The sequence below is a fragment of the Vibrio sp. D401a genome, from assembly GCF_030248515.1.
In the GTDB taxonomy this organism is placed as follows: domain Bacteria; phylum Pseudomonadota; class Gammaproteobacteria; order Enterobacterales; family Vibrionaceae; genus Vibrio; species Vibrio rotiferianus.
Genome location: NZ_JAHGAI010000076.1, coordinates 1 through 22106 on the forward strand (window position 1 = coordinate 1; position 22106 = coordinate 22106).

A 22106-nucleotide genomic window follows, 5' to 3' on the forward strand; every position below is an offset into this window, starting at 1 on the left:
CTTATTTTTAAAGAGCTTTTTCTAACTAACTTGCCGCATCAGCGCCTCGTCGTTAGGGGTGCGTATCTTACGCTTCCCATTCTGAGAGTCAAGAGTTTTTTTAAATTCTTTTTTCTCTCTTCCCGACTCGCTGTGTGACTTTCGTCTCACTCCGTGTCGGTGGATGCGCAGTATAGGGAATCCAGAAATGAGCGCAACCCTTTTTTGAAAAAAACATTTCAAGCGCTTATTAATCCATCAATAACGCGGTATCTGCATATTTCTTCGTCACATTTGAGACATATCACAGCAATTGGTTGGAAAAACACCAACCATATACGTAAGATCCGTGTGTCTATTTTGTTAATAGGCAGCTTATCTATTTATCATCTATATGTAGTAATCAAAATGACGTCTAAAAAAAATCTGATCTTATGTATTGGGTTGGCGGTTCTTGGAGGAGTTATCTTCTCTCAAGTGCCTGTGTCACCAGCCTTGAGCTTTGTTATCGGTGTTGTCGCTACTGCTTTTCTGTTTTCACTTTCTAGCAAGGCACCTGTTATTCAATCTTCGGATTCCGATCCTTCGACTAAAACACTGTATGTCGGCAACCTTCCCTATAAGGCAAATGAGAGTCACGTTCGTGATTTGTTTGCTGAGTATGGGCAGGTCTATGCAGTGCGCTTAATGAAAGATAAGCGCACAGGTAAAAGAAGAGGGTTTGGTTTTGTAGTGATGGCCGCAGCAGATGCAAAACCTGCTATCGCAAAACTTAATGAGAAGGAATATATGGAGCGTACGCTTAAAGTACGTATTGCTAACGATCCTAAACACCCAGATGGCGGTAAACCTGAACAGGATTAAATCCTAGGTTTGCCAAACATACATTCAGTGCATCTTCTTGCCAAGGAGGTGCACTGGCATATATCTTCTTACTCCCCTCATCTTTGCTCTCTTCCTTTGTGTCACTCGATATTAACGCTTTCACTCGTCGGGCAATGGCTTCACCAGAATCAACTAACGTTACGTCACCACCCAATGCTTGATGTATTTCGTCTTTAATTAGAGGGAAGTGAGTACAGCCTAGTACTGCAACATCGACTTTATTACGTAGTGGGAGAAGAATACTCTCCAGCTCTGAAAGAGAAATACTTTCACCACGCAGCTTTTCTTCTGCCATATCTACTAAGCGAGTCGAGCCTAATAACTCGACAGGTTTGCCTTGGGCAAAGTCGCGGATAAGTTCATGAGTATATTGACGGGTCACTGTCGCAGGCGTAGCAATAAGTCCTACACCTTGAGAAGCAAGCAGCGATGCTGGCTTGATAGCAGGGACCACACCGACAACCGGAATGGATAGATTCGCGCGCAGTGATGGTAACACTATAGTACTTGCGGTGTTGCAGGCGATGACTACGATGTCGGCTTGATGCTCTTCAACCAACGCTGCCACCAGCTTATTAACACGAGTGATCAACACCTCTTGGTCAAGCTCTCCGTATGGGTAGGCCTCATTGTCGAACAGATATAAGTAATCCATATGTGGCAGAAGTCGGTGGATCTCTTGAAAGACCGATAGCCCTCCGACACCGGAATCAAACACTAGGACTTTTTTCTTACTTGATGCTCGCACGAGTCTTACCTGCAAATTAGAGACTCGGCGATCATACTGGTTAGATTTGTTTTGGCAATGCTTTGGCTTGGTATCTTTGATGGCTGAATCGCTCCCCTATTTCCACTTCAAGCTTAGTCAGTTCTATATGTCCTTGAAATGACGGCGTTGATGTCACCAATGTATGGAATTCACCATCTTCTCCGCAGGGATCAATATGACCGGGCAATGACTCAATCAGCGTTTTGTCATACCAACGCCCACACCACTCGGGCGGCAACACGTTTCCATCGGTGGTAATTAACATGGTTTGAATACCACGCTCGACAATTTCAAATGCCAATGCCTTGCTCTCTTCCCCCAGTAATGGGAATACACACTCCCAACCGGCAGGTTCAATATAGCTGCGACGATAGTCTGCAATGCCATTACAGAACATATCGCCAAACGCGACCGCTTCTACATTCAGTCCGCTGCTTTGTAATGCATTAACGATAGTTGATTGATAAATGTCGTTACTCGGAAACACTTCAGGCAGTTCGATAGTTATGAGCGGAAGGCCAAGTAAGTCGGCCTGCATTTGCACAACCTCTAAAGGCGTTGCTTGAAAAGGCACTTCTTTCTCAACATAAGTGGTGTATAGCCCTACGACCTGATAATGCGGATTTTCGTTTAATCGCTCCAACGTTAGCGTAGAGTCCTTACCACTCGACCAACTGATCACAACCCGTTTTGCTTTTGTCATTAACTGTCCTCGCTGCCTATTTCCACCAGCTTCTTTATTCACAATAAGAAAGACCGCCGATGTGGCGGTCTTGTTGGATTCGATTAGAAGCGGTAGTCCGCCGAGACAAAGTACTGACGCCCTGGTGTCGCGTAGCCCACATACATCTCGTAATCTTTATCAAAGGCGTTGCTTAGCTTCGCATTGATGTCCCAGTTTTGGCTTACTGCGTAAGACGCGGTGAAGTTCCATAGACTGTAGCTCGGCAATCTTGTACTGCCACTAAAGCGCTCGCCTTGGTATAGATACTGTGAACCTAGCGTCCATTGGTCAAACGTCGCGTAAGCGTTCCATTTGGCACCGCGCTTAGAGCGGTATGCTAGCTGGGTATCTTCTGCACCAGATTTATCGACGGGGTCTTTGTAATCTAAGTAGAACTCGTGAGAAACGATATCTGTATCGAATTTCACCTCTAACTCCACACCTTTAATTTCGGCTTCACCAACGTTTTGCATGCCCGCACCTTCCCAGATCAGCATGTTTTCAATTTGGTTGTAGTAACCCGTTACCGTCCAATCAACAATAGATACAGCACCTGATAACGATAGCTCGGTATTTTCTGACTCTTCCGGTTTCAGGTTTGGCATTTCGTAGCCTGGGTAATACAAATCAACGAAGCTCGGGGCACGGAAGGCTGTACCATGGCTCAACGTCAATTCATAACCTTGGTAAAACTTCCAACCCGCTGCGGTTTGCCACGTGGTGTTATTACCAAACTGGTTGTTGTCGTCATTACGTACACTCGCTTCTAACGTCCAGACGTCATAAGCGTATTGAGCAATAGCGCTAACACCAAAGTTGGTTCTTGGGTTCTTTTCTGGATCGTAGTCTTTAGCAGGTCCCCAGTCACTAGGGGCAATATAGCCCTTGGCTAGCTTCTCCGTACGGTAGTCCAAACCACCACCAACGCTCAACTCTTCGTTAATGCTGTACGAGTTCAACCAAATCGCGTTGAATTGCTCAATAGCAACATGATCGCCAGTTGATTTGCTTTGACCTGATTTATGGTCATAGTTGTCTTGCTGACCATAAGCCAGTTTCAATTCAGATGAGTAAACGTCTCGGTTATATTCCAACGACAGGTCTGCACCAACATACTCAACTTCACCGGTTTTCTTTTCGTGCTTATCAACCGTTCCCCACGCAGGGTTACCATAGCTACTGTTATCGTAGTCGTACTCATTGTTATAAGCACTCAACCCAACGTAACCAGATAAGTTATTAGAGAAGTTTTGTTGGTAGCCTAGTTTAAGGTTGAGCGTTTCAAAGCCGTGCTCATCACCGTCGTTCACACCCGGCAAAGGTTTAACATTAAAACCATCGGTTTTTTCGTAACCTAGCACGCCCTTAAAGTGTTTACCTTCGCCTACAGGTTTAGAGACCACAAACGTGCCTTTTTTATGGTTATTTGAGCCATAACCTGCAGACACTCGACCTGAATCGTCATTAATAGACGCACGAGTAATAATGTTGATTACGCCAGAAATCGCTTCAGAACCGTAAATAGAAGCACGCGCACCACGAATGTAGTCGATACGTTCAATCGAGTTGATTGGAAATTGGTTAAAGTCGATACCACCCATGATAGCGCGTGGCATACGTACACCATCTACTAAAACCAGAACTTGGGATGAACTACCACCTCGAACGTAGATAGATGCAGATTGACCACGTCCACCGTACTGGGCAACTTCAACACTCGGTAGTGTACGGAACACATCAAATAGGCTATTTGCTTGAAGACGTTGAATGTCTTCTTTGGTTACGGTAACAGTTTGTGCGAGAACCGCACCATCAATTTGCTGGAATCGGTTTGCGGTAACCACAACCGTTTCGTCTGCGGAGGCTTGTTGGGCCTGTGAATAAAAAGTAGGTGAAAGCAGCGATGCACACGTGATCGCAAGAAGAGTTTTTCTCATTGTATTGTCCTAAATCGCGTAATTCCTACCGAGCCCTGCTCTTATTGAGCAGTCCAGTGCTGTGGCTCAGTTGCTGGCAGGTATTCGGACTTAAGAGCGAGGTTATTCTACCTACTTGCTCGACTTCCCACATAAACTAATGCAGTGTCTTAATGAGCGTTCGTTCTCTTTTACCGCTGCGCGTCAGTTCTGGATTTTCACCAGATTCCCATTTCAGCCATCTAGATTGCTAGATAGCACCAGCTTGTGGCAAATACTATTAAGCTATTGATTATTTGTCCAGCCAATATTCCCCCTGACCATTGTAACGATTTGGTTCATTTGAGTATCAACTGACACAGAACACACTATCTTTAGATCAATTAGGGTACAAAACTGGACATCCTATTAAGATTGAATAAAATCTGCGCTCTTAAATTGAATGCACCATAAAAGGTAAGATCATGGCTACTCTTGATGTAAACCCACAACGCTACCAAGAACAACTGGCTGAAAAAGTCGAACGTCTGACCGATATGTTCGCGCCATACAACGTGCCAGAACTGGAAGTGTTTGAATCACCAGAGCAGCACTACCGCATGCGTGCTGAGTTCCGCGTTTGGCATGAAGGTGAAGACCTTTACTACATCATGTTCAACCAAGAAACTCGTGAAAAATACCGCGTTGACCAGTTTCCAGCAGCCAGCCGCCTGATCAACGACTTGATGCCACTTTTAGTGGATGCAATGAAAGACAACGAATCATTGCGTCGCAAACTGTTCCAAGTGGACTTTCTGTCTACCCTAAGTGGTGAGATTCTGGTTTCACTGCTTTACCATCGTCAACTTGATGAGGAATGGATTGAAAACGCAAAAGCACTAAAACAACGCTTAAATGATGAGGGCTTCAACCTAAACATCATTGGCCGAGCACGTAAGATGAAGATTGTTTTAGACCGTGATTACGTGATCGAAAAGCTAGATGTGAATGGTCAAAGCTACATCTATCAGCAAGTTGAAAACAGCTTCACCCAACCAAACGGTAAAGTGGCAGAGAAGATGCTGGAATGGGCGGTCGACTGTACTCAAGAAAGCACGGGTGATCTACTAGAACTTTACTGTGGTAACGGTAACTTCTCTCTAGCGCTGGCACAAAACTTTGACCGCGTATTAGCAACTGAGCTAGCGAAGCCATCTGTGGTTTCTGCGCAATACAACATCGCAGCGAACGAGATTGATAACGTACAAATCCTACGTCTGTCAGCGGAAGAGTTTACTCAGGCAATCGAAGGTAAGCGTGAGTTCCGTCGTCTACAAGATGCAGGCGTGGATCTGAAGAGCTACAACTGCAACACGATTTTTGTTGATCCTCCACGCTCAGGTATGGACGTTGACACTTGTAAGATGGTGCAAAGTTACGATCGCATTATGTACATCTCTTGTAACCCTGAAACATTAAAAGAGAACTTGGACATTCTATGTGAAACACACAACGTGACGCGTTTTGCTCTGTTTGACCAGTTCCCTTACACCCACCACATGGAAGCTGGCGTACTATTGGAACGCAAAGCGTAATCCACCAGCGTCAGGCATAAAAAAGCGAGCTCAGTAGCTCGCTTTTTTGTTGAGTTCTTTTGGCTTACTCAGCAGAAGTTTTCTTTTCCATGAAACCTAGCTTTTTTCCAACCCAAGCCAATAGAATCATTGAAACTAGGATCGCGAAGAAGTTAGAGCCTGCTTCTGGGTATTGTGCTTTGATAAACGCAGAGTGACCAAATGCCCCCACGAAGAAACACGCAAGACCAACAAGTGGGATATCTTCCGATACTGGGTTGTTAAGGTATTCTTGGTAAAGCGCCTGTACTGCTAGCACGAGTGCAATCAGAGGGAAGATTGAGAAAGATACTTCGCTCATGGTCAACCATGACAACAAAGCATCACCACACATACCTGCAACCAGTGCCAAAATCAGCGTTTTCTTTTCAGATTTATTTCCATTCGACATTATTCTATCCCGCCTTTTAATCGGTTACGTTCACGTTCTTTGCGATACCAATAAGCCCCTTTGGCTATCATTCGCAATTGCATGATCAATCGCTCGGCGAGTTCATCGCGCTCACGTCGATCTAAGTCTAAAACTTCCGCACCTGAACTGAATACCAAAGTGACTGACGCCTCAGCTTGAGTAAACGCCTCTTCCTTGGTCATACCGGTGCTTATTAAATATTCAGTCAATTCTGCCGCAAAATGTTGTATTTCTCGAGCGACAGCAGTACGAAACTCAGAGGAAGTACCAGAGCGCTCACGCAACAGTAAGCGGAATACGTTAGGACTACTTTCAATGAATTCCATGAAGGTTTCAACCGAAGTTCGAATCACACTGCCTTCTTTGACAATACGCTGACGAGCTTGACGCATCAGTTGGCGTAACAGTAGACCGCCCTCATCAACCATGGTTAAACCAAGTTCGTCCATATCTTTGAAGTGACGGTAAAAAGAAGTCGGTGCTATTCCGGCCTCCCGGGCAACCTCTCGCAAGCTGAGATTGGAAAAGCTGCGATCCGCACTAAGTTGATTAAATGCCGCATCGATCAATGATCGACGTGTCTTTTCTTTTTGCTGCGCGCGGATTCCCATCGATTTCATTCTAAAACTTGCTCTTTTTTCTATTGGGTACAAGAGCATCAATATAACGCAATTAGCCCCTACGTAAAAAGATATGTTGCCTCGACTGAAGCAAGCGCGAGCAAGTTACTATTGCCCGACGTTCAAATGCAAACGTTTCGCTTCAAATTGTAGACATACAACATACCAATTAGTTCTTTTGGTCGATTCTACGTGATCACTTCCACTCTCTAGCAGCGATGATGTGTACCTGTAGAGCAAATGAGTTAAAATCCCGCTACAGCAATGTTAATTAAATATAACAAGGAAGACATCATGGCGCATGCTAATCACTATGACGTGATCGTAATTGGTAGTGGCCCTGGCGGTGAAGGGGCGGCAATGGGATTGACCAAAGCCGGTCTGAATGTTGCCATCGTTGAAAAAGAAAGCAGTGTTGGTGGCGGTTGTACGCACTGGGGAACCATACCATCGAAAGCATTGCGTCACGCGGTTAGCCGTATCATTGAGTTCAATAACAACCCACTGTTCTGTCGCAATAACACCAGCCTTCATGCAACATTTTCTGACATTTTAGGTCATGCGAAATCAGTGATTGATAAGCAAACTCGACTTCGTCAGGGCTTTTATGATCGTAACTCCTGCACGCTTTTGTTTGGTACTGCACGCTTCATTGACAACTACTCCATCGCAGTGATGCAAAGTGACGGTACAGAAGAAGTGTACTCCGCGGACAAATTTGTTATCGCCACAGGCTCTCGTCCATACCAACCGAACGACGTCGACTTCTTGCATGAGCGCATCTACGACAGTGACTCTATCCTGAGCCTGAAACACGACCCTCGCCACATCATCATTTACGGTGCTGGGGTTATCGGTTGTGAATACGCATCTATCTTCCGTGGTTTAGGCGTGAAGACTGACCTGATTAACACTCGCGACCGTCTGCTCTCTTTCCTAGATAACGAAGTCTCAGATGCATTGTCTTACCACTTCTGGAACAGTGGCGTAGTGATTCGCAACGACGAAACATTCGAGAAAATCGAAGGCACCGAAGACGGCGTAATCGTACACCTGCAATCAGGTAAAAAGATGAAAGCAGACTGCTTACTGTATGCTAATGGTCGAACGGGTAATACAGACAAACTCAACTTACCTGCCGTTGGATTAGAAAGCGACTCTCGCGGGCAACTTAAAGTAGACGGTAACTACCGTACAGAAGTTGAACACATCTACGCCGTCGGTGATGTGATTGGCTACCCTAGCCTAGCAAGTGCAGCGTATGACCAAGGTCGCTTCGTGGCACAAGCCATCACGAAAGGGCAAGCCGACGGCAATCTGATTGATGATATCCCGACGGGTATCTACACCATTCCAGAAATTAGCTCTGTGGGCAAAACCGAACAAGAGCTGACTGCGGCGAAAGTGCCTTACGAAGTGGGACGCTCTTCGTTCAAGCATCTCGCTCGTGCACAGATTGCAGGTAAAGACATCGGCAGTTTGAAAATCCTCTTCCATCGTGAAACCAAAGAGATTCTTGGTATTCACTGCTTTGGTGAGCGCGCGGCGGAAATCATCCACATCGGTCAGGCCATCATGGAACAAAAAGGCGAAGCCAATACGATTGAATACTTCGTCAATACCACCTTTAACTACCCGACGATGGCAGAAGCGTATCGCGTAGCGGCGCTGAACGGTTTGAACCGACTATTCTAATTCAATTGGGTTGCCATGATCCAAAAGCTAAAACAGCAGGTTTCGACCTGCTGTTTTTTTATGTGTAACTAGGCAAGAAAGCTTCCCTTGCGCCATTGATAGAAGAAGATAGCGCCGAGTCCAATCCCTCGCATTGCCATGAAACTGGTCATCGCAAACCACAGCGCATGGTTTTGCCAACCTGAGAACAAAAAGAATATCGCAAAGAAACAGCACGTCGCTACGAACATACTGTTTCGCATGTCTTTACCTTTGGTGGCACCAACAAAAATGCCATCAAACAGGAAGCACCACATCGACGCCAATGGCATGACCACCAGCCACGGCAGATATACCGCCGCTTGCTGCTGCACCGCCTCAATCGAAGTGATCATGGCGATCAAGTGCGATCCCGCCAAACCAAATACCGCAGTCAAACCTAAACAGATGATCAGGCTCCAAAAGAAAGTACCAATCAACGATGCACTGAGTTGCGCTCGGTCTTTGGCACCAATTGCTTTGCCTACCATGGCTTCCATGGCATAAGCGAAACCGTCCATGCCATAGGAAATCATCATCAAGAAACTCATCAATACTGCATTGGCCGCAACCACATCATCGCCAAAGCTCGCGCCTTGGAAAGTCATAAAGCTAAACGTAGCTTGTAAACAGAGCGAGCGTAAGAAGATATCGCGATTGAGTTTTACGAACCGCCCTAACCCATGTTGAGTATCGGTTAGTAGGCTCTTAGGAGATGGTAACTGACGCGATCGCCATGTTTTCCACACACACATCAAGCCAAACGCCATGCCTGAGTAATCAGCTATTACCGATGCCAGCGCTGCGCCTTCTACTTTCCAGCCTAAGCCAATAACAAACAGTAAATCGAGCGCAATATTGGTCACGTTAGTGATGATCACCATCCACATTGGGGCTTTGGAGTTTTGCGTTCCGAGTAGCCAGCCCAACAACACAAAATTCATCAGCGCAGCGGGCGCACTCCACACTCGAATAGAGAAATATTGCATGCCGTAGTGCTTCACTTCAGCACTGGCATCACTCCAACCAAAGATCAGATCCGCGATCGGGTTATGGGCAATAAGAAAGACTAACGCAAACAACAACGCCATGAGTGAGCCTTGCATAAACACCAAAGCGAGTTGTTTCCGGTCTTCACCACCATAGGATTGCGCCGCTAATCCAGTAGTCGACATACGTAAAAAGCCAAGCAACCAAAACGTCACGCTGATCATGGTACTGCCCAACGCAACACCGCCCAGATACCAAGCGTGTTCAAGGTGACCGATCACCGCAGCGTCAACCAAGCCCAAGAGTGGAACAGTAATATTCGACAGCACCATAGGGATAGCGAGCGCTAACACTTGGCGATGCACTTGAGGATTCGATAAAGGAGAGAAGATAGAGTTTGTCACAGGCACCTCGTTGTTTAGATCAGCGAGTGTACCTGAGTACTAAGGGTCTGTTGACCTTTAGAGCTTATTTTTGCAGCTGTTTGTGGGTTCTTACTATTCAATCAAAAAAGAGAAAAGTTTGAAATACAGTAACTCAGTACAAGAGAGCGACAAAGCTGCCCAAGGGTTCGGCTAAAAGCGCTTTACTCTTTGTTGATAGGTCATTGCTTAGAGTGACTAGGCGGCTAACCTATCGTCGCGATTAAAACGCTTTTATCTCGAACAAAATTTAACCGCAAAAGGTAAACAGACCCTCGTGCCTAGCCAATTACCACTTGATGTGAACGAGGACTGGCGTGAGGCGATGCTTCAACATTGGGATCTTATTCAGCCAACGTTGCCATGCCTTCCAGCGTGAGCAGAATCGGTCGAATGGTGAGAAGGCTTTGACCCATTGCGCCCATGGCAGCCAATGCAGTACTTGTTGCGCTGGTGCTTCAAAACCATGTGCATACGTATCTGAACCGAGCTTCTGACCCCATTTACTTTCGGTTAAGTCACCTGCTAGCACCATGCACACTTCTGCCGATACAAAATAGCGACCCAGAGTTTGGATGAAAGTCGCAACACGCGATTCATCGCAATCGAGTAAAGCCATCTCACATAGGATCAGTACTGGTGCTTTTTCAGGAATGCGCAGTTCGTCTAACCAGCTCATGTCTTCTACGCTGCCGCAACGATGCTCGTAACGTTCGTTTTTGTGGAACAATCGCTGACGCCAAACCAGATTCTCGGTGACATCCAGTTCAATCCAATGACAACGGCCATTGTCCAAACGGTAGAAACGCGTATCTAAGCCCGCACCAACATTAATGATCCAAGCGTCTGAGTGTTGTTGAAGAAAGTGACTGACCTGCTGATCGCACAGCTGAGTTAAGGTCACGTGCAATAGTTGCTTCTGATCGACATCACCACTAATACAATCTGGTGCCATCTTACAGCTCAAACACGCTTTTGCGGCGATTGGATCGTACACCAAACCGTTGTCTACCATGCTTTCGCGGCTGCGCAAAAACAACGGTTTCAACAGATGATTGGGTACGTGATGTTGAGGCTTGGACATGGGCATTTCCTTACGCCGAAAAGAAAATGATTAAATAGATTTAGATGATAATAAATCTCAATATCACTTGCAAGCTTTACAGCATGACCAAAATTCTCAACCGGTGGCGAGCGTAATAAGTTTGAAGGAATGAAAACAACAATAGAAAGCTTAGAAAACACAAAGCCCAGCAGAACGCTGGGCTTTATTAGAATGCTTGAGGCAAGAAGCCTACATCCAATCAGTGTTACGGATGATGCCAACCGCCAGACCTTCAATCGTCAGGTGTTGCGATGTTAGGTCAACTTGGATTGGTGAAAACTCTTCATTCTCTGCATGCAGTAGAACTGTAGAACCTTTACGCTCTAAACGCTTCACCGTCACATCATCATCAACACGTGCAACCACAACTTGACCGTCGCGAACGTCTTGGGTTTTGTGCACAGCTAGTAAGTCGCCGTCCATAATACCGATGTCTTTCATACTTTCGCCGTTTACGCGAAGTAAGAAATCTGCTTTTGGTTTGAACATCGCAGGGTCCACTTGGTAGTGAGACTCCACATGCTCTTGAGCCAGAATCGGCTCACCAGCAGCAACTTGACCAATCAAAGGCAGACCTTGATCGTCGTTTGCCGCATCTTCAAGCAGGATTCGGATCCCGCGAGATGCGCCTGGAATAATTTCAATCGCTTGTTTACGAGCAAGCGCTTTTAGGTGTTCTTCTGCGGCATTCGCAGAGCGGAAGCCAAGCTCACGCGCAATCTCTGCACGAGTTGGTGGCATTCCGGTGTCTTCGATTTTGCTTTTAATCAAATCGAAGACTTGTTGTTGGCGTGGCGTTAACGGCTTCATATGTCACCTGTCTTTTTATACAGTTAACTGTGAGTATATCCAGTAAATGGACAAATGAAAACCCAATTGGTTGTTTTTTAATTTATTTGCGCCTGTTTCAGATCCCACCCACAAACCTCAAGTGAGTATGCGTTTTAAACACGCAATAGCCAATTCGTCTAATGAAAGCAACAACCTAGGGGTTCGGCTAATTTCCGCTCAATAAAATTAAAAGGTTTGACCAGTTTCTGGTATCCTTGCTGCGCTTAAAATTTATCGCCTAGGCTTATTTCTATTGCCGTATCTATTTCCTTTCCTATAGAAGAAGGGAAAGCGGACGCAGAAATAAGGTTAGGCTTGTTTGAATACCTATTGAGGCTGTGAACTTTATGTCTTCTGGACAATCATTTTCACGTTCATTACTAAAACTACCTTTATCGGTAATGGTAAAGGGCACCACAATCCCGTCAAATCCAATTGACGATCTCAACATCGACCTAGCGAAGCCGATTGTGTATGCCTTACCGTTCCGTTCGAACGTGGATTTGCTGACACTACAAAAACAAGCTTTGAGCCTTGGTCTACCAGACCCGCTTAGCCCGCTAGAAATCAATGGCAAAAAACTGACTCGTTACGTGTTTATTGCCTCTCGTCCAACCGTGATGAGCAATGATAACGACGTACCGAGTGAGTCTGTTTCTCTGTTTACTGAATTACTTGAATTGCACAAACTCGACAGCGAGCTAGACGTGCAAATGATCCCAGCGACAGTGCTTTGGGGTCGTAAGCCAGGTAAAGAAGAAAACCACAAGCCGTACCTACAACCAATGAACGGTCCGCAAAAAGCAAAAGCGGTAATGGCAGCGGGTCGTGACTGCTTGGTGCGCTTTAGCCCAGTAGTTTCACTACGTTACATGGCAGACTCTCACGGCACTGACAGCGCTATTGCACACAAGCTAGCGCGCGTTGCACGTATCCATTTCTCTCGTCAGAAACTTGCGGCATCGGGTCCAAACCTACCTCAACGCCAAGTGCTGTTTGCACGCTTAATGAAATCGCCTGCAATCGAAAAAGCGATTGAAGACGAAGCGCAAAGCAAAAACATTTCTATCGAGAAAGCTCGCAAAGAAGCCCATGACATCATGGATGAGATTGCGGCAGACTTCTCGTATGGTTTGGTGAAAAACGGCGATCGTATTCTTGGTTGGTTGTGGACTAAGCTGTACCAAGGTCTACACATCAACAACGCTTCGACGGTTCGTCGCCTAGCGCAAGATGGTCATGAGATCGTGTACGTGCCATGTCACCGCAGTCACATGGACTACCTACTACTCTCTTACGTTCTGTACCATGAAGGTATGGTGCCACCGCACATTGCCGCTGGTATTAACCTGAACTTCTTCCCTGCGGGTCCAATCTTCCGTCGTGGTGGTGCGTTCTTTATTCGTCGTAGCTTTAAAGGCAACAAGCTGTACTCAACCATTTTCCGTGAGTACCTGTCTGAGCTGTTTGCTAAAGGCTACTCGGTTGAGTACTTCAGTGAAGGTGGTCGTTCACGTACTGGTCGTCTGCTGCAAGCAAAAACCGGTATGTTGGCAATGACGATTCAAGCCATGTTGCGCGGTCTAAACCGTCCAGTAACGTTAGTGCCTGTGTACATCGGTTACGAGCACGTAATGGAAGTGGGTACTTACGCCAAAGAGCTTCGCGGTTCACGCAAAGAGAAAGAAAACGCAGGTCTTGTTCTACGTACTCTGCGTAAGCTGCGCAACTTTGGCCTTGGTTACGTGAACTTCGGTGAGCCGATTCAGCTAAACCAATACCTGAATGAACACGCGCCAGAATGGACCAAAGACATCGACCGCATGGGCGGTAGCAAACCACAATGGATGAACCCTGTGGTAAACGGCCTAGCAAACAAGATGATGACGCACATTAACGATGCAGCAGCAACTAACGCGCTGACTCTATGTGCGACAGCGCTATTGGCTTCTCGTCAGCGTGCGTTGTCTCGTGACTCTTTGATCAACCAGATTGAATGCTACCTGAAGCTACTTAAGAACAACCCATACTCAAACACTTCAACGGTTCCAACAGAAACGGCTGAAGAGTTGGTAGATCACGCGATCTCACTTGATAAGTTTGTGATTGAAACCGACACCATGGGTGACATCATTTCGCTGGATCGTAGTCAGTCGATTCTGATGACCTACTACCGCAACAACATCATTCACTTGTTCGCTCTACCATCATTGATTGCTCAGATGATTATTCGTCAGCGCAACGTGACGGTTGAGAAGATTCAAGACAACGTCGCTCAAATCTATCCATTCCTGAAAAAAGAGCTGTTCCTAAGCTATAAGGAAGAAGAGTTGAACGAGCTGGTCGTGAAGATCTTGAACGAGTTCATTGAGCAGAAGATGATTTGCCAAGACGGTGAGAAGCTGGAAATCAACCAATCAAACAACCAATCATTGGTTCTATTGGGTCGTACTATCACTGAAACGCTACAACGCTACTCTATCGCGATGAACTTACTGGTGACAGACCAAGAACTGGGTAAATCTGATCTTGAGCAGAAGAGCCAAGACATTGCACAGCGTTTGGGGCGTCTGCACGGTATTAACGCGCCAGAATTCTTCGACAAAGGTGTGTTTGCTGCGATGTTCAATACGCTGAAAGAGCAGCAATACCTAGACAGTGACGGCAACTGCGATCTTGAGAAGACGCAGCAATTTGCCAAACTGCTATTTGCTCTGCTTTACCCAGAAGTGAAGTTGACCATCGAAGAGAGTATCCATCAGCTGCAAGCATAACTTGCTTAAGCTCGATATTCACCTCGACAAAAACACAAAAGGCATCCAATTGGATGCCTTTTTTCTATCTGAACGTTTGTACTACGCCGTTACCAGAAAGCGATAAACAGACCGACCGCAATCACCATTCCGACATAGTTGTTGTTAAGGAAGGCTTTAAAACACAAGTCGCGCTCTCGGTGGCGAATCAAGTGTTGCTGGTATACAAACAAAGAAGCCGCAACCAGAATCGTCCAGTAGTAGCTCTGTCCAAGTTCATAGTGTTGACCTAGCAGCACTAACATCGCCAAAGTAACTAACTGCAGAACACCAATCACTAGTTTGTCATAACGGCCAAACAAGATAGCCGTCGATTTGATACCAATCTTTAAGTCATCGTCTCGGTCAACCATCGCGTATTGAGTGTCGTAGGCAATGGTCCACAGCGCGTTAATCACAAACACAAACCACACAATCCAAGGCAGGTCGCCAGTTTGCGCAGCCCACGCCATCGGAATCGCCCAACTAAAAGCCAAGCCCAAAAACAGCTGTGGCAGATGGGTGTAACGCTTCATAAATGGATAGATGAACGCTAAAAAGATACCCGCAAAAGAGAGCTTAATCGTGAGCGGATTCATAGTTAGCACTAATAAGAACGAACTGATACCAAGAACCAAAAACAAACCAATCGCTTCTTTCGAGGTCACTTTACCCGATGGCAAAGGACGCTGCTTGGTACGTTTCACATGTCCATCGACTTTACGGTCGGCAAAATCGTTAATCACACAACCAGCGCTGCGCATTAGGAACACGCCTAATACAAACACGATGAGTACATCCCAATTTGGCATGCCCTGCGCGGCAATCACAAGTGCCCAAATTGTCGGCCACAACAACAACAATGAGCCAATTGGGCGATCCATTCGCATCAGTTGCCAATATGCTTTGGCTTTTTCTGCGGACATTTACACCTTCTCCTTAGCGTAAACGGGTGAATTTGGTAAGAATAACTCAGCGACCAGCATCGGTTTGTGATTCATCCACAATCTTGAGCGACGCGCTAAAAAGCGCCCTTGTGGCAGATCAACCCACCCCATTTGCAGAGCATCGCGTTCAACATTATCAGCGCTGAATACGGTCAAACCCAACGGGATATCCCCCTGCTGAGCCAAGTCATATTGTTGATCAACCAAAGTTGTGCGTGGGATTAGCGTGCGGCCAATGACCCAATCTGTATTGTCACCACATAAAATCACCTCTCTAAGCAGGCAATCTTGGTCGGATAACAAGAGACTTTCATCTGCACGTAATGTCTGTGCAGTAACAATTTGGTTATGCAGCAATTCCACTGTCAGTTCCTGACAGTGCTGCTTCAAACGGCGTGACAAAGACCCTTGCTCCTCAAGCCAATGCTGAGCAAATTCATTGGGAAATGCGAAATCTTCGGGTTTTTGCCACTCTACTTCCATTAAAGAAGTAATATAGAGTGATGTCGGCTGATTCATACTAGTATTCAATTGGTGGCTTTATGCGTACAATAAAGCAACAACTTACCGTCTTATTGAAACTGTAAGTTCCGTTATTTGTTATAGACGGTCTATTGTATCAAGACTAAAGCGATTCGAGTATCGCGATCCAGAGAAAGAAAAGTTAGAAATATGTACAAACGTTATGTAGCCCAAATTATTTTTGCATTGAGCTTGCTGATCTCTGCACCTAGTTGGGCAGAATCGGAAGAAACAGGACCTCAGTTGGCCTATTTTACTCTTGAGCCAGATTTAACTACTAACTTTTACACCAAAGGCAAAAAGCTAGGTTATGTACAAGTTCGTATCGATATTATGGTCATGAGCCAACAAGATCTTGCTGTTGTCGAACATCATCAACCGCTCATTCGTGATGCGGTTATAGAGTTACTGGGCAAACAAACTGAAGATACGATTAAATCATTGTCTGGCCGAGAAGACTTACGTAAAACCTTGGTAGAAAAACTCAATGAGATTCTTCTTCCAGAAACAGGCAAGACCATTATTGCTGATTTACTCTTTACCAAGTATCTCTATCAATAACCTCTGCAGGTTTACATCGTAAAACAAAAGACCGCCTTTCGGCGGTCTTTTTTATTCTTATCAAGTGATCATAATGCTTGTTGGTATTTCTGTTTGCCTGAATCAAACAGCGCAATCGCCATACCTGAGAGCAAACCTACCAAGTGGGCAGTATTGGCAATCGCCATAAATGGCTGAACAAAGCCTAGTACTAACCACACCAGCATAAAGCCAATAATCGGTTTAGGTAGGGCTAAGCCAAGGTGTGGGCAGCGATAACCAAGAACCCACAAGTAACCAAGTAGCGCATAGACCACACCAGACAAGCCACCGAAGTTGGCCCCTTCTACGTAAAATTGCCCAGCGCCAGACAGCGCCGCAGAGATAAAGAAGATTTGCAGTAACTTACCGGAGCTTAGGCGACGTTCGATATCACCACCTAACTGCCACCACCACAGTAGGTTAAACACAATATGTGTCACTGAAAAATGCAGCAATGCATGACTTATCCAACGCCAAACTTGCCATTGCTGACCTTCAAAAGCGGGGAAGTGCAGCAGTGCAAACACCCCATCACCAAAACCAAACATCTGTAAAAAGTAGATAACTGTACAAACGGCCATGATCAATAAAGTCACAGGACCCGCTTTGGCTTTGATCATTCCCATGATGCTTGGGCTGGAGTAATGAAATTTACTCTTGCGAGTATCGGCAACGTCCCACGAGGCCGCGCTGTACTTCGAAGCCGATGGGTTGGCTAAGAACTGCTTCAGCTCCGCGTCAACTTCTATTTCATGCTGCGCGTCCGTCAACCAAAGCGCAAACTGCCCTTCACCTTCCGGCATCATCTGAATCTCAATTTTGCGCGATGCCATGTAATCAATGAAAGCTTGCGCCATACGTGGATTACTTAACGTTACCAATCTCTTCATTAACTTCTCACTATTGGGAGTTCTGCTCGTTGCCAGGCTTCAAAGCCACCATCCACACTGTACACCTGTTCGAAGCCTTGGTTAACCAAATATTGTGCCGCACCTTGACTACTGATGCCGTGATAGCACATCACTAAAACAGGTTGTTCGAACTCTATTTCGTCCATAAAGGCCACGATTGAGTCATTGGTCAGATGAAAAGCGGATTCTGCATGCGCCACTGCAAAAGATTGAGGGTCACGAATATCGACAAGTTTAGCTTCGCCTTGTTTAAGCAAGGCTTGAGCACTTTGTACATCAATGTGTTGAAACTGGTCCATTTACTTTCTCATGTTGTTCTCAGAATTGACGTCATTGTAACCTATCCAAAGCCAAACTTAGCCACAGAGATAGTCTGGTCATTTAAAGCTGTTCATATTCCAACCGTTTGTGGATAAATCTGTGAATTGCGTTGATAAAGTGCATTTGGATCTTTTGATCCACAATATGTAGTGATGATCTTGATCTAACTGTGTGTATATTCACAACTATCCCCAAAAGAAAAACGGCGATAAAGCCTTATTTTGTCCGGCTTTCGAACAGTTGATGAATAATTACTTCACAGAGTTATACACAGGTAGCACAGATAAAATGGATCGCAAACTTCATCGAATTTAGATCGACAATAAAAAAGCCGAGATCACATGATCTCGGCTTTCTATGAAAATCTTACTTTGTATTAGGAGCGGAAGTTAGAACTCACCAACAGCTAATTTTAGCTTCTTCATCGCGTTCTTTTCTAGCTGACGAATACGCTCAGCAGATACACCAAACTCATCCGCTAGATCTTGCAGTGTTGCTTTTTGGTCGTCTAACCAACGCGAGCTTACGATACGCTGACTACGCTCATCTAGACTTGCTAATGCATGGCTCAAACGGTTATTGGTATGTGCTTCCCAGTTAGCCGCTTCAACATTATCCGCGACATCTGACGACTTATCTTCTAAGTACAGCATTGGGGCTGTATATGAATTCGAACTGTCGTCTTCGTCTGTTGGCATATCGAACGTTGAATCTATTGCTGCCAAACGAGATTCCATTTCACGCACTTCTGAAGGCTCTACCCCCAGCTCACGTGCAACCGTTTCTACTTCACCATTGTTGAACCAACCTAGGCGCTTTTTCGACTTACGCAGATTAAAGAACAGTTTACGCTGCGCTTTTGTAGTCGCAATCTTCACGATACGCCAGTTACGTAGCACGTATTCATGAATTTCTGCTTTGATCCAGTGAACCGCAAAAGAGACCAAACGAACACCTACTTCTGGGTTGAAACGCTTAACCGCTTTCATCAGACCGATGTTGCCCTCTTGAACTAGGTCTGCCATTGGCAAGCCGTAGCCTGAGTAGCCACGAGCAACGTGAACAACAAATCGTAGGTGTGACAAGATCAGGCCTTTCGCCGCGTCAATCTCACCGTTGTAGTGTAATCTTTCTGCCAGTCCTCGCTCTTCTTCTGGTGTCAGCATTGGGTAGCTGTTTACAGAACGGATATAGCTATCAAGGCTATCTTGCGTGACTAGGGCCATCGGATACGCTTCGTTTGACATTCAATTCCTCATCAATCTCTGATCTGGAGCAATACATTGCAATTTAGCTTCGCCATCTTGAACTCAAAGTGAACAAGTTGCAAGAAGGGTGAGCAATTATCCATAAACAAATCGTCTAAACAAGAGAGAAAAATTAGCTTGTGCTAATAAATTCCAAGTATAAGACCTTTATCACCTAAACTGGTTCAATTTCTTTTAGGTGTCGCTGCGCGGATACTCGTGCGGCAATACAACCCAATAAACTGCCAGTGATGATCAATAACAGAGATTCATCCCAGCTCAAGCCAATCAAACGGAACTGACTATCGTACAGCGCTGCTAAATCTTCTACCGCACTATTCATTACCACTGTAACTAATGCAGTAACCAACCATGCTATTGCTGCGCCTAGTACTCCGAACCACATACCTGTATAGAGGTAGGGACGAAGAATAAAACTGTCGGTCGCGCCGATCAGTTTCATGGTTTGAATCTCTTCTTTATTTGCTAATACATTAAAACGTAATGTATTGCCGACGATTAAAAATACAGCACCTAACATCAGTATTGTCAGGGTGATGACAATAATACCAGCAAGGGTTTTAATCGCATCTAAACGGGTTAACCAATCCTCATCAAGCCTAACATCGGTAACGTCTTGCTGTTGGCGGACGTCCTTCGCTAACGCTTTGATATCACTTTTTAACTCGGTATCTGGCGTAATCACCAACACACCAGGTAGTGCATAACCACTCAACAGGCTCAACGCTTGGTCAAACCCAGCGTATTGGCTTAGATCTGATAGACCTTGTTGTGGCGAAATATATTCCACCTCTTTTACCAAAGGCCAAGTTTCTATCTGATCTTTTAATACCATCACCCTAGCATCTGGCATCCCTTCAACTAAGTAAGCACTAACTTGCGATGGTGAAGCTACATCTTCGGCTGCGCCCGCTACATTTTTACCTAATAGGTATAAACATGCAGGCATGGAAAGCGCCATCGAAATCACGGCAAGGGTAAGGATATTACCTAAAGGACGTCGCCATAACGCACGAAAAGAAGCTTTCGCTTGCTTCAGATGGACGGAGAAAAAACTATCGGTATTTGCACGACCGGTATTACGCCCTTTCTTCTGGGTGCGCTTATTACCTACCATAGTCTTCTACCTCACTAAGGAAACCTTGGTTCAATTCAAAGTGGCGATATTGAGGGCGAGTATTGACTAACCCGATATCATGCGTCGCAAGGAGAATCGTTACGCCAGCACGATTAAATTCTTCAAATAAGCGAATAACACGACTAGACAATTCTGGATCTAAATTACCCGTCGGTTCATCCGCCACCAATAACGTTGGTCGGTTTACAACAGCACGAGCGATACCGACACGCTGTTGCTCACCTCCCGAGAGTTGACTAGGTAGACAACGGGCTTTATCAAGTAGACCCGTTTTATCCAATGCCGCAGAAACTCGGCGTTTGATTTCATTTTCAGAAATCGACTCAATACGCATCGGCAGCGCGACATTGTCGAACACGCTTCGGTCCATCAATAAACGGTGATCTTGAAACACAATCCCAATATTACGACGTAAAAAAGGGATGTCTTTGCTTGGAATACGCGTAATGTCGTGCCCGTTGAACTGGATCTTTCCATCAGTTGGGCGCTCTATTGCACATATCAGTTTCAACAAAGTACTTTTACCCGCACCCGAGTGGCCACCTAAAAACGCCATTTCTCCGCGCCTAAGATGAAAATCGACCTTCTGTAAGGCTTGTCGACCACCTCGATATGCTTTACTCACTTGCTGAAATTTGATCACCGTTGATTACCTCTAACTCTAATTACTCTTCACGGCTAAACAGAGCGTCGATGAACTCTTGAGTTTCGAAAGGACGCAAGTCTTCGATACCTTCGCCTACACCAATGTAGCGAATTGGGATTTCGAACTGATCAGCAATAGCAAAGATAACGCCACCTTTCGCGGTACCATCCAGCTTAGTCAATGTAATCCCAGTTAGAGGGGCCACGTCACTGAACAGTTTCGCTTGGCTAATGGCATTTTGACCTGTACCCGCGTCTAGCGTCAGCATGATCTCATGCGGTGCAGAATCATCAATCTTCTTCATCACGCGCACGATCTTGCGTAGCTCTTCCATTAAGTTAGCTTTGTTTTGCAGACGACCTGCAGTATCTGCAATCACGACATCAACGCCACGCGCTTTTGCCGCTTCAATTGCATCATAGATAACAGATGCGCTGTCTGCACCAGTGTGCTGAGCAATGACAGGAACGTTGTTACGCTCGCCCCATACTTGTAGTTGCTCAACCGCTGCTGCACGGAAGGTATCACCTGCAGCGAGCATGACTTTCTTGCCTTGGTTTTGGAATTGCTTGGCTAGCTTACCGATCGTAGTTGTTTTACCAACGCCGTTCACACCAACCATTAAGATAACGTAAGGGGTTTTGCTGCTGTCGATTTCGAGAGGCTGTTCTACTTTAGCTAAGATTTCTGCCATCTCTTCTTTTAATAGGCCGTAAAGTGCTTCACCATCTTTCAGATCACCGCGAGAAGCTTTCTCGGTCAGGTTGTCGATGATTTTGGTGGTGGTATTCATCCCCACATCAGCAATCAACAGTTGTTCTTCTAGCTCTTCGAAAAGGTCTTCATCGATCTTCTTACCACTGAACAGCCCAAAGAAGCCTGCACCAATGTTCGCTTTAGTACGGCTTAGACTGCGCTTAAGACGAGCAAAAAAGCTTTCCGTTGGCTTCTCTTGCTCTTGGATGCGAGGCACAACTGGCGCTTCTGCTTCTGCTTCTGC

Annotated in this window: 21 protein-coding genes and 1 riboswitch; of the genes, 5 read left to right on the forward strand and 16 right to left on the reverse strand. The window is 45.7% G+C overall.

Annotated elements, in window-relative coordinates; genetic code table 11:
- Positions 1-387 precede the first annotated feature (387 nt).
- Entirely contained in the window at positions 388-843 is a 456-nt protein-coding gene (locus KIV41_RS24175) for an RNA-binding protein (RefSeq protein ID WP_010444441.1), read from the forward strand.
- Here KIV41_RS24175 and murI read toward each other — a convergent pair.
- From murI to KIV41_RS24190, 3 genes are all read right to left on the reverse strand, one after another.
- Positions 806-1612: a glutamate racemase gene (murI, locus tag KIV41_RS24180; RefSeq protein ID WP_285337821.1), complete on the reverse strand. Its 807-nt coding sequence runs from the start codon at positions 1610-1612 to the stop codon at positions 806-808. The genes KIV41_RS24175 and murI overlap by 38 nt on opposite strands.
- A gap of 40 nt (positions 1613-1652) precedes the next feature.
- Positions 1653-2336, reverse strand: coding sequence for an ATPase (locus tag KIV41_RS24185; protein ID WP_045393382.1), 684 nt, complete (start codon positions 2334-2336; stop codon positions 1653-1655).
- A gap of 83 nt (positions 2337-2419) precedes the next feature.
- Positions 2420-4294, reverse strand: coding sequence for a TonB-dependent receptor domain-containing protein (locus tag KIV41_RS24190; RefSeq protein ID WP_285337822.1), 1875 nt, complete (start codon positions 4292-4294; stop codon positions 2420-2422).
- Positions 4295-4351: 57 nt separating this feature from the next.
- Positions 4352-4553: riboswitch (cobalamin riboswitch) on the reverse strand.
- A 184-nt stretch (positions 4554-4737) separates the two neighbouring features.
- Between KIV41_RS24190 and trmA the strand changes: the two genes are divergently transcribed.
- Positions 4738-5847, forward strand: coding sequence for a tRNA (uridine(54)-C5)-methyltransferase TrmA (gene trmA, locus KIV41_RS24195; RefSeq protein ID WP_171358964.1), 1110 nt, complete (start codon positions 4738-4740; stop codon positions 5845-5847).
- A 64-nt stretch (positions 5848-5911) separates the two neighbouring features.
- Here the strand turns inward: trmA and KIV41_RS24200 are convergent, their stop codons facing one another.
- Together KIV41_RS24200 and fabR are read right to left on the reverse strand one after the other, a co-directional pair.
- Positions 5912-6277 (reverse strand): YijD family membrane protein, encoded by a 366-nt coding sequence (locus KIV41_RS24200; RefSeq protein ID WP_038884856.1) that lies wholly within the window; start codon positions 6275-6277, stop codon positions 5912-5914.
- On the reverse strand, positions 6277-6918 hold the full coding sequence (gene fabR, locus KIV41_RS24205; protein WP_010444457.1) for an HTH-type transcriptional repressor FabR: 642 nt from the start codon (positions 6916-6918) through the stop codon (positions 6277-6279). The genes KIV41_RS24200 and fabR overlap by 1 nt, the downstream gene beginning before the upstream one ends.
- A gap of 264 nt (positions 6919-7182) precedes the next feature.
- Here fabR and sthA point away from each other — a divergent pair, with 264 nt between their 5' ends.
- Positions 7183-8613, forward strand: coding sequence for a Si-specific NAD(P)(+) transhydrogenase (gene sthA / locus KIV41_RS24210; protein ID WP_285337823.1), 1431 nt, complete (start codon positions 7183-7185; stop codon positions 8611-8613).
- 68 nt (positions 8614-8681) lie between these two features.
- On the opposite strand, the gene dinF is transcribed toward sthA, so the two are convergent.
- From dinF to lexA, 3 genes are all read right to left on the reverse strand, one after another.
- Positions 8682-10025 (reverse strand): MATE family efflux transporter DinF, encoded by a 1344-nt coding sequence (dinF, locus tag KIV41_RS24215; RefSeq protein ID WP_045393373.1) that lies wholly within the window; start codon positions 10023-10025, stop codon positions 8682-8684.
- Between the two features lie 307 nt (positions 10026-10332).
- A complete protein-coding gene (locus tag KIV41_RS24220) occupies positions 10333-11127 on the reverse strand; it encodes a class I SAM-dependent methyltransferase (protein WP_010444461.1) in 795 nt (264 codons plus the stop codon).
- Between the two features lie 210 nt (positions 11128-11337).
- A complete protein-coding gene (gene lexA / locus KIV41_RS24225; RefSeq protein WP_005438488.1) occupies positions 11338-11958 on the reverse strand; it encodes a transcriptional repressor LexA in 621 nt (206 codons plus the stop codon).
- A 368-nt stretch (positions 11959-12326) separates the two neighbouring features.
- Between lexA and plsB the strand changes: the two genes are divergently transcribed.
- Positions 12327-14753: a glycerol-3-phosphate 1-O-acyltransferase PlsB gene (gene plsB / locus KIV41_RS24230; RefSeq protein WP_285337824.1), complete on the forward strand. Its 2427-nt coding sequence runs from the start codon at positions 12327-12329 to the stop codon at positions 14751-14753.
- 89 nt (positions 14754-14842) lie between these two features.
- Here plsB and ubiA read toward each other — a convergent pair whose 3' ends face one another.
- Both ubiA and KIV41_RS24240 read right to left on the reverse strand, forming a co-directional pair.
- Positions 14843-15697, reverse strand: coding sequence for a 4-hydroxybenzoate octaprenyltransferase (gene ubiA / locus KIV41_RS24235; protein WP_285337825.1), 855 nt, complete (start codon positions 15695-15697; stop codon positions 14843-14845).
- Positions 15698-16237 carry a chorismate lyase gene (locus KIV41_RS24240; protein ID WP_038884849.1) on the reverse strand — a complete coding sequence of 180 codons (540 nt, stop codon included), beginning with the start codon at positions 16235-16237 and terminating at the stop codon, positions 15698-15700.
- A 153-nt stretch (positions 16238-16390) separates the two neighbouring features.
- Between KIV41_RS24240 and KIV41_RS24245 the strand changes: the two genes are divergently transcribed.
- Entirely contained in the window at positions 16391-16801 is a 411-nt protein-coding gene (locus KIV41_RS24245; RefSeq protein ID WP_010444471.1) for a flagellar basal body-associated protein FliL, read from the forward strand.
- A gap of 68 nt (positions 16802-16869) precedes the next feature.
- Here KIV41_RS24245 and glpG read toward each other — a convergent pair whose 3' ends face one another.
- The 6 genes from glpG to ftsY form a co-directional block, all read right to left on the reverse strand.
- Positions 16870-17712 carry a rhomboid family intramembrane serine protease GlpG gene (gene glpG / locus KIV41_RS24250; RefSeq protein WP_038884846.1) on the reverse strand — a complete coding sequence of 281 codons (843 nt, stop codon included), beginning with the start codon at positions 17710-17712 and terminating at the stop codon, positions 16870-16872.
- Complete coding sequence (gene glpE, locus KIV41_RS24255; RefSeq protein ID WP_038884844.1) at positions 17712-18032, reverse strand: thiosulfate sulfurtransferase GlpE; 321 nt, start codon at positions 18030-18032, stop codon at positions 17712-17714. The genes glpG and glpE overlap by 1 nt, the downstream gene beginning before the upstream one ends.
- Positions 18033-18443: 411 nt before the next feature.
- A complete protein-coding gene (rpoH, locus tag KIV41_RS24260) occupies positions 18444-19301 on the reverse strand; it encodes an RNA polymerase sigma factor RpoH (RefSeq protein WP_038884842.1) in 858 nt (285 codons plus the stop codon).
- A 175-nt stretch (positions 19302-19476) separates the two neighbouring features.
- Positions 19477-20439 carry a permease-like cell division protein FtsX gene (gene ftsX / locus KIV41_RS24265; protein WP_010444474.1) on the reverse strand — a complete coding sequence of 321 codons (963 nt, stop codon included), beginning with the start codon at positions 20437-20439 and terminating at the stop codon, positions 19477-19479.
- Entirely contained in the window at positions 20429-21103 is a 675-nt protein-coding gene (gene ftsE, locus KIV41_RS24270; protein ID WP_010444476.1) for a cell division ATP-binding protein FtsE, read from the reverse strand. Before ftsE ends, ftsX begins: the two co-directional genes overlap by 11 nt.
- A gap of 22 nt (positions 21104-21125) precedes the next feature.
- A partial coding sequence (gene ftsY, locus KIV41_RS24275; RefSeq protein WP_285337826.1) for a signal recognition particle-docking protein FtsY occupies positions 21126-22106 on the reverse strand: 981 nt, incomplete at its 5' end.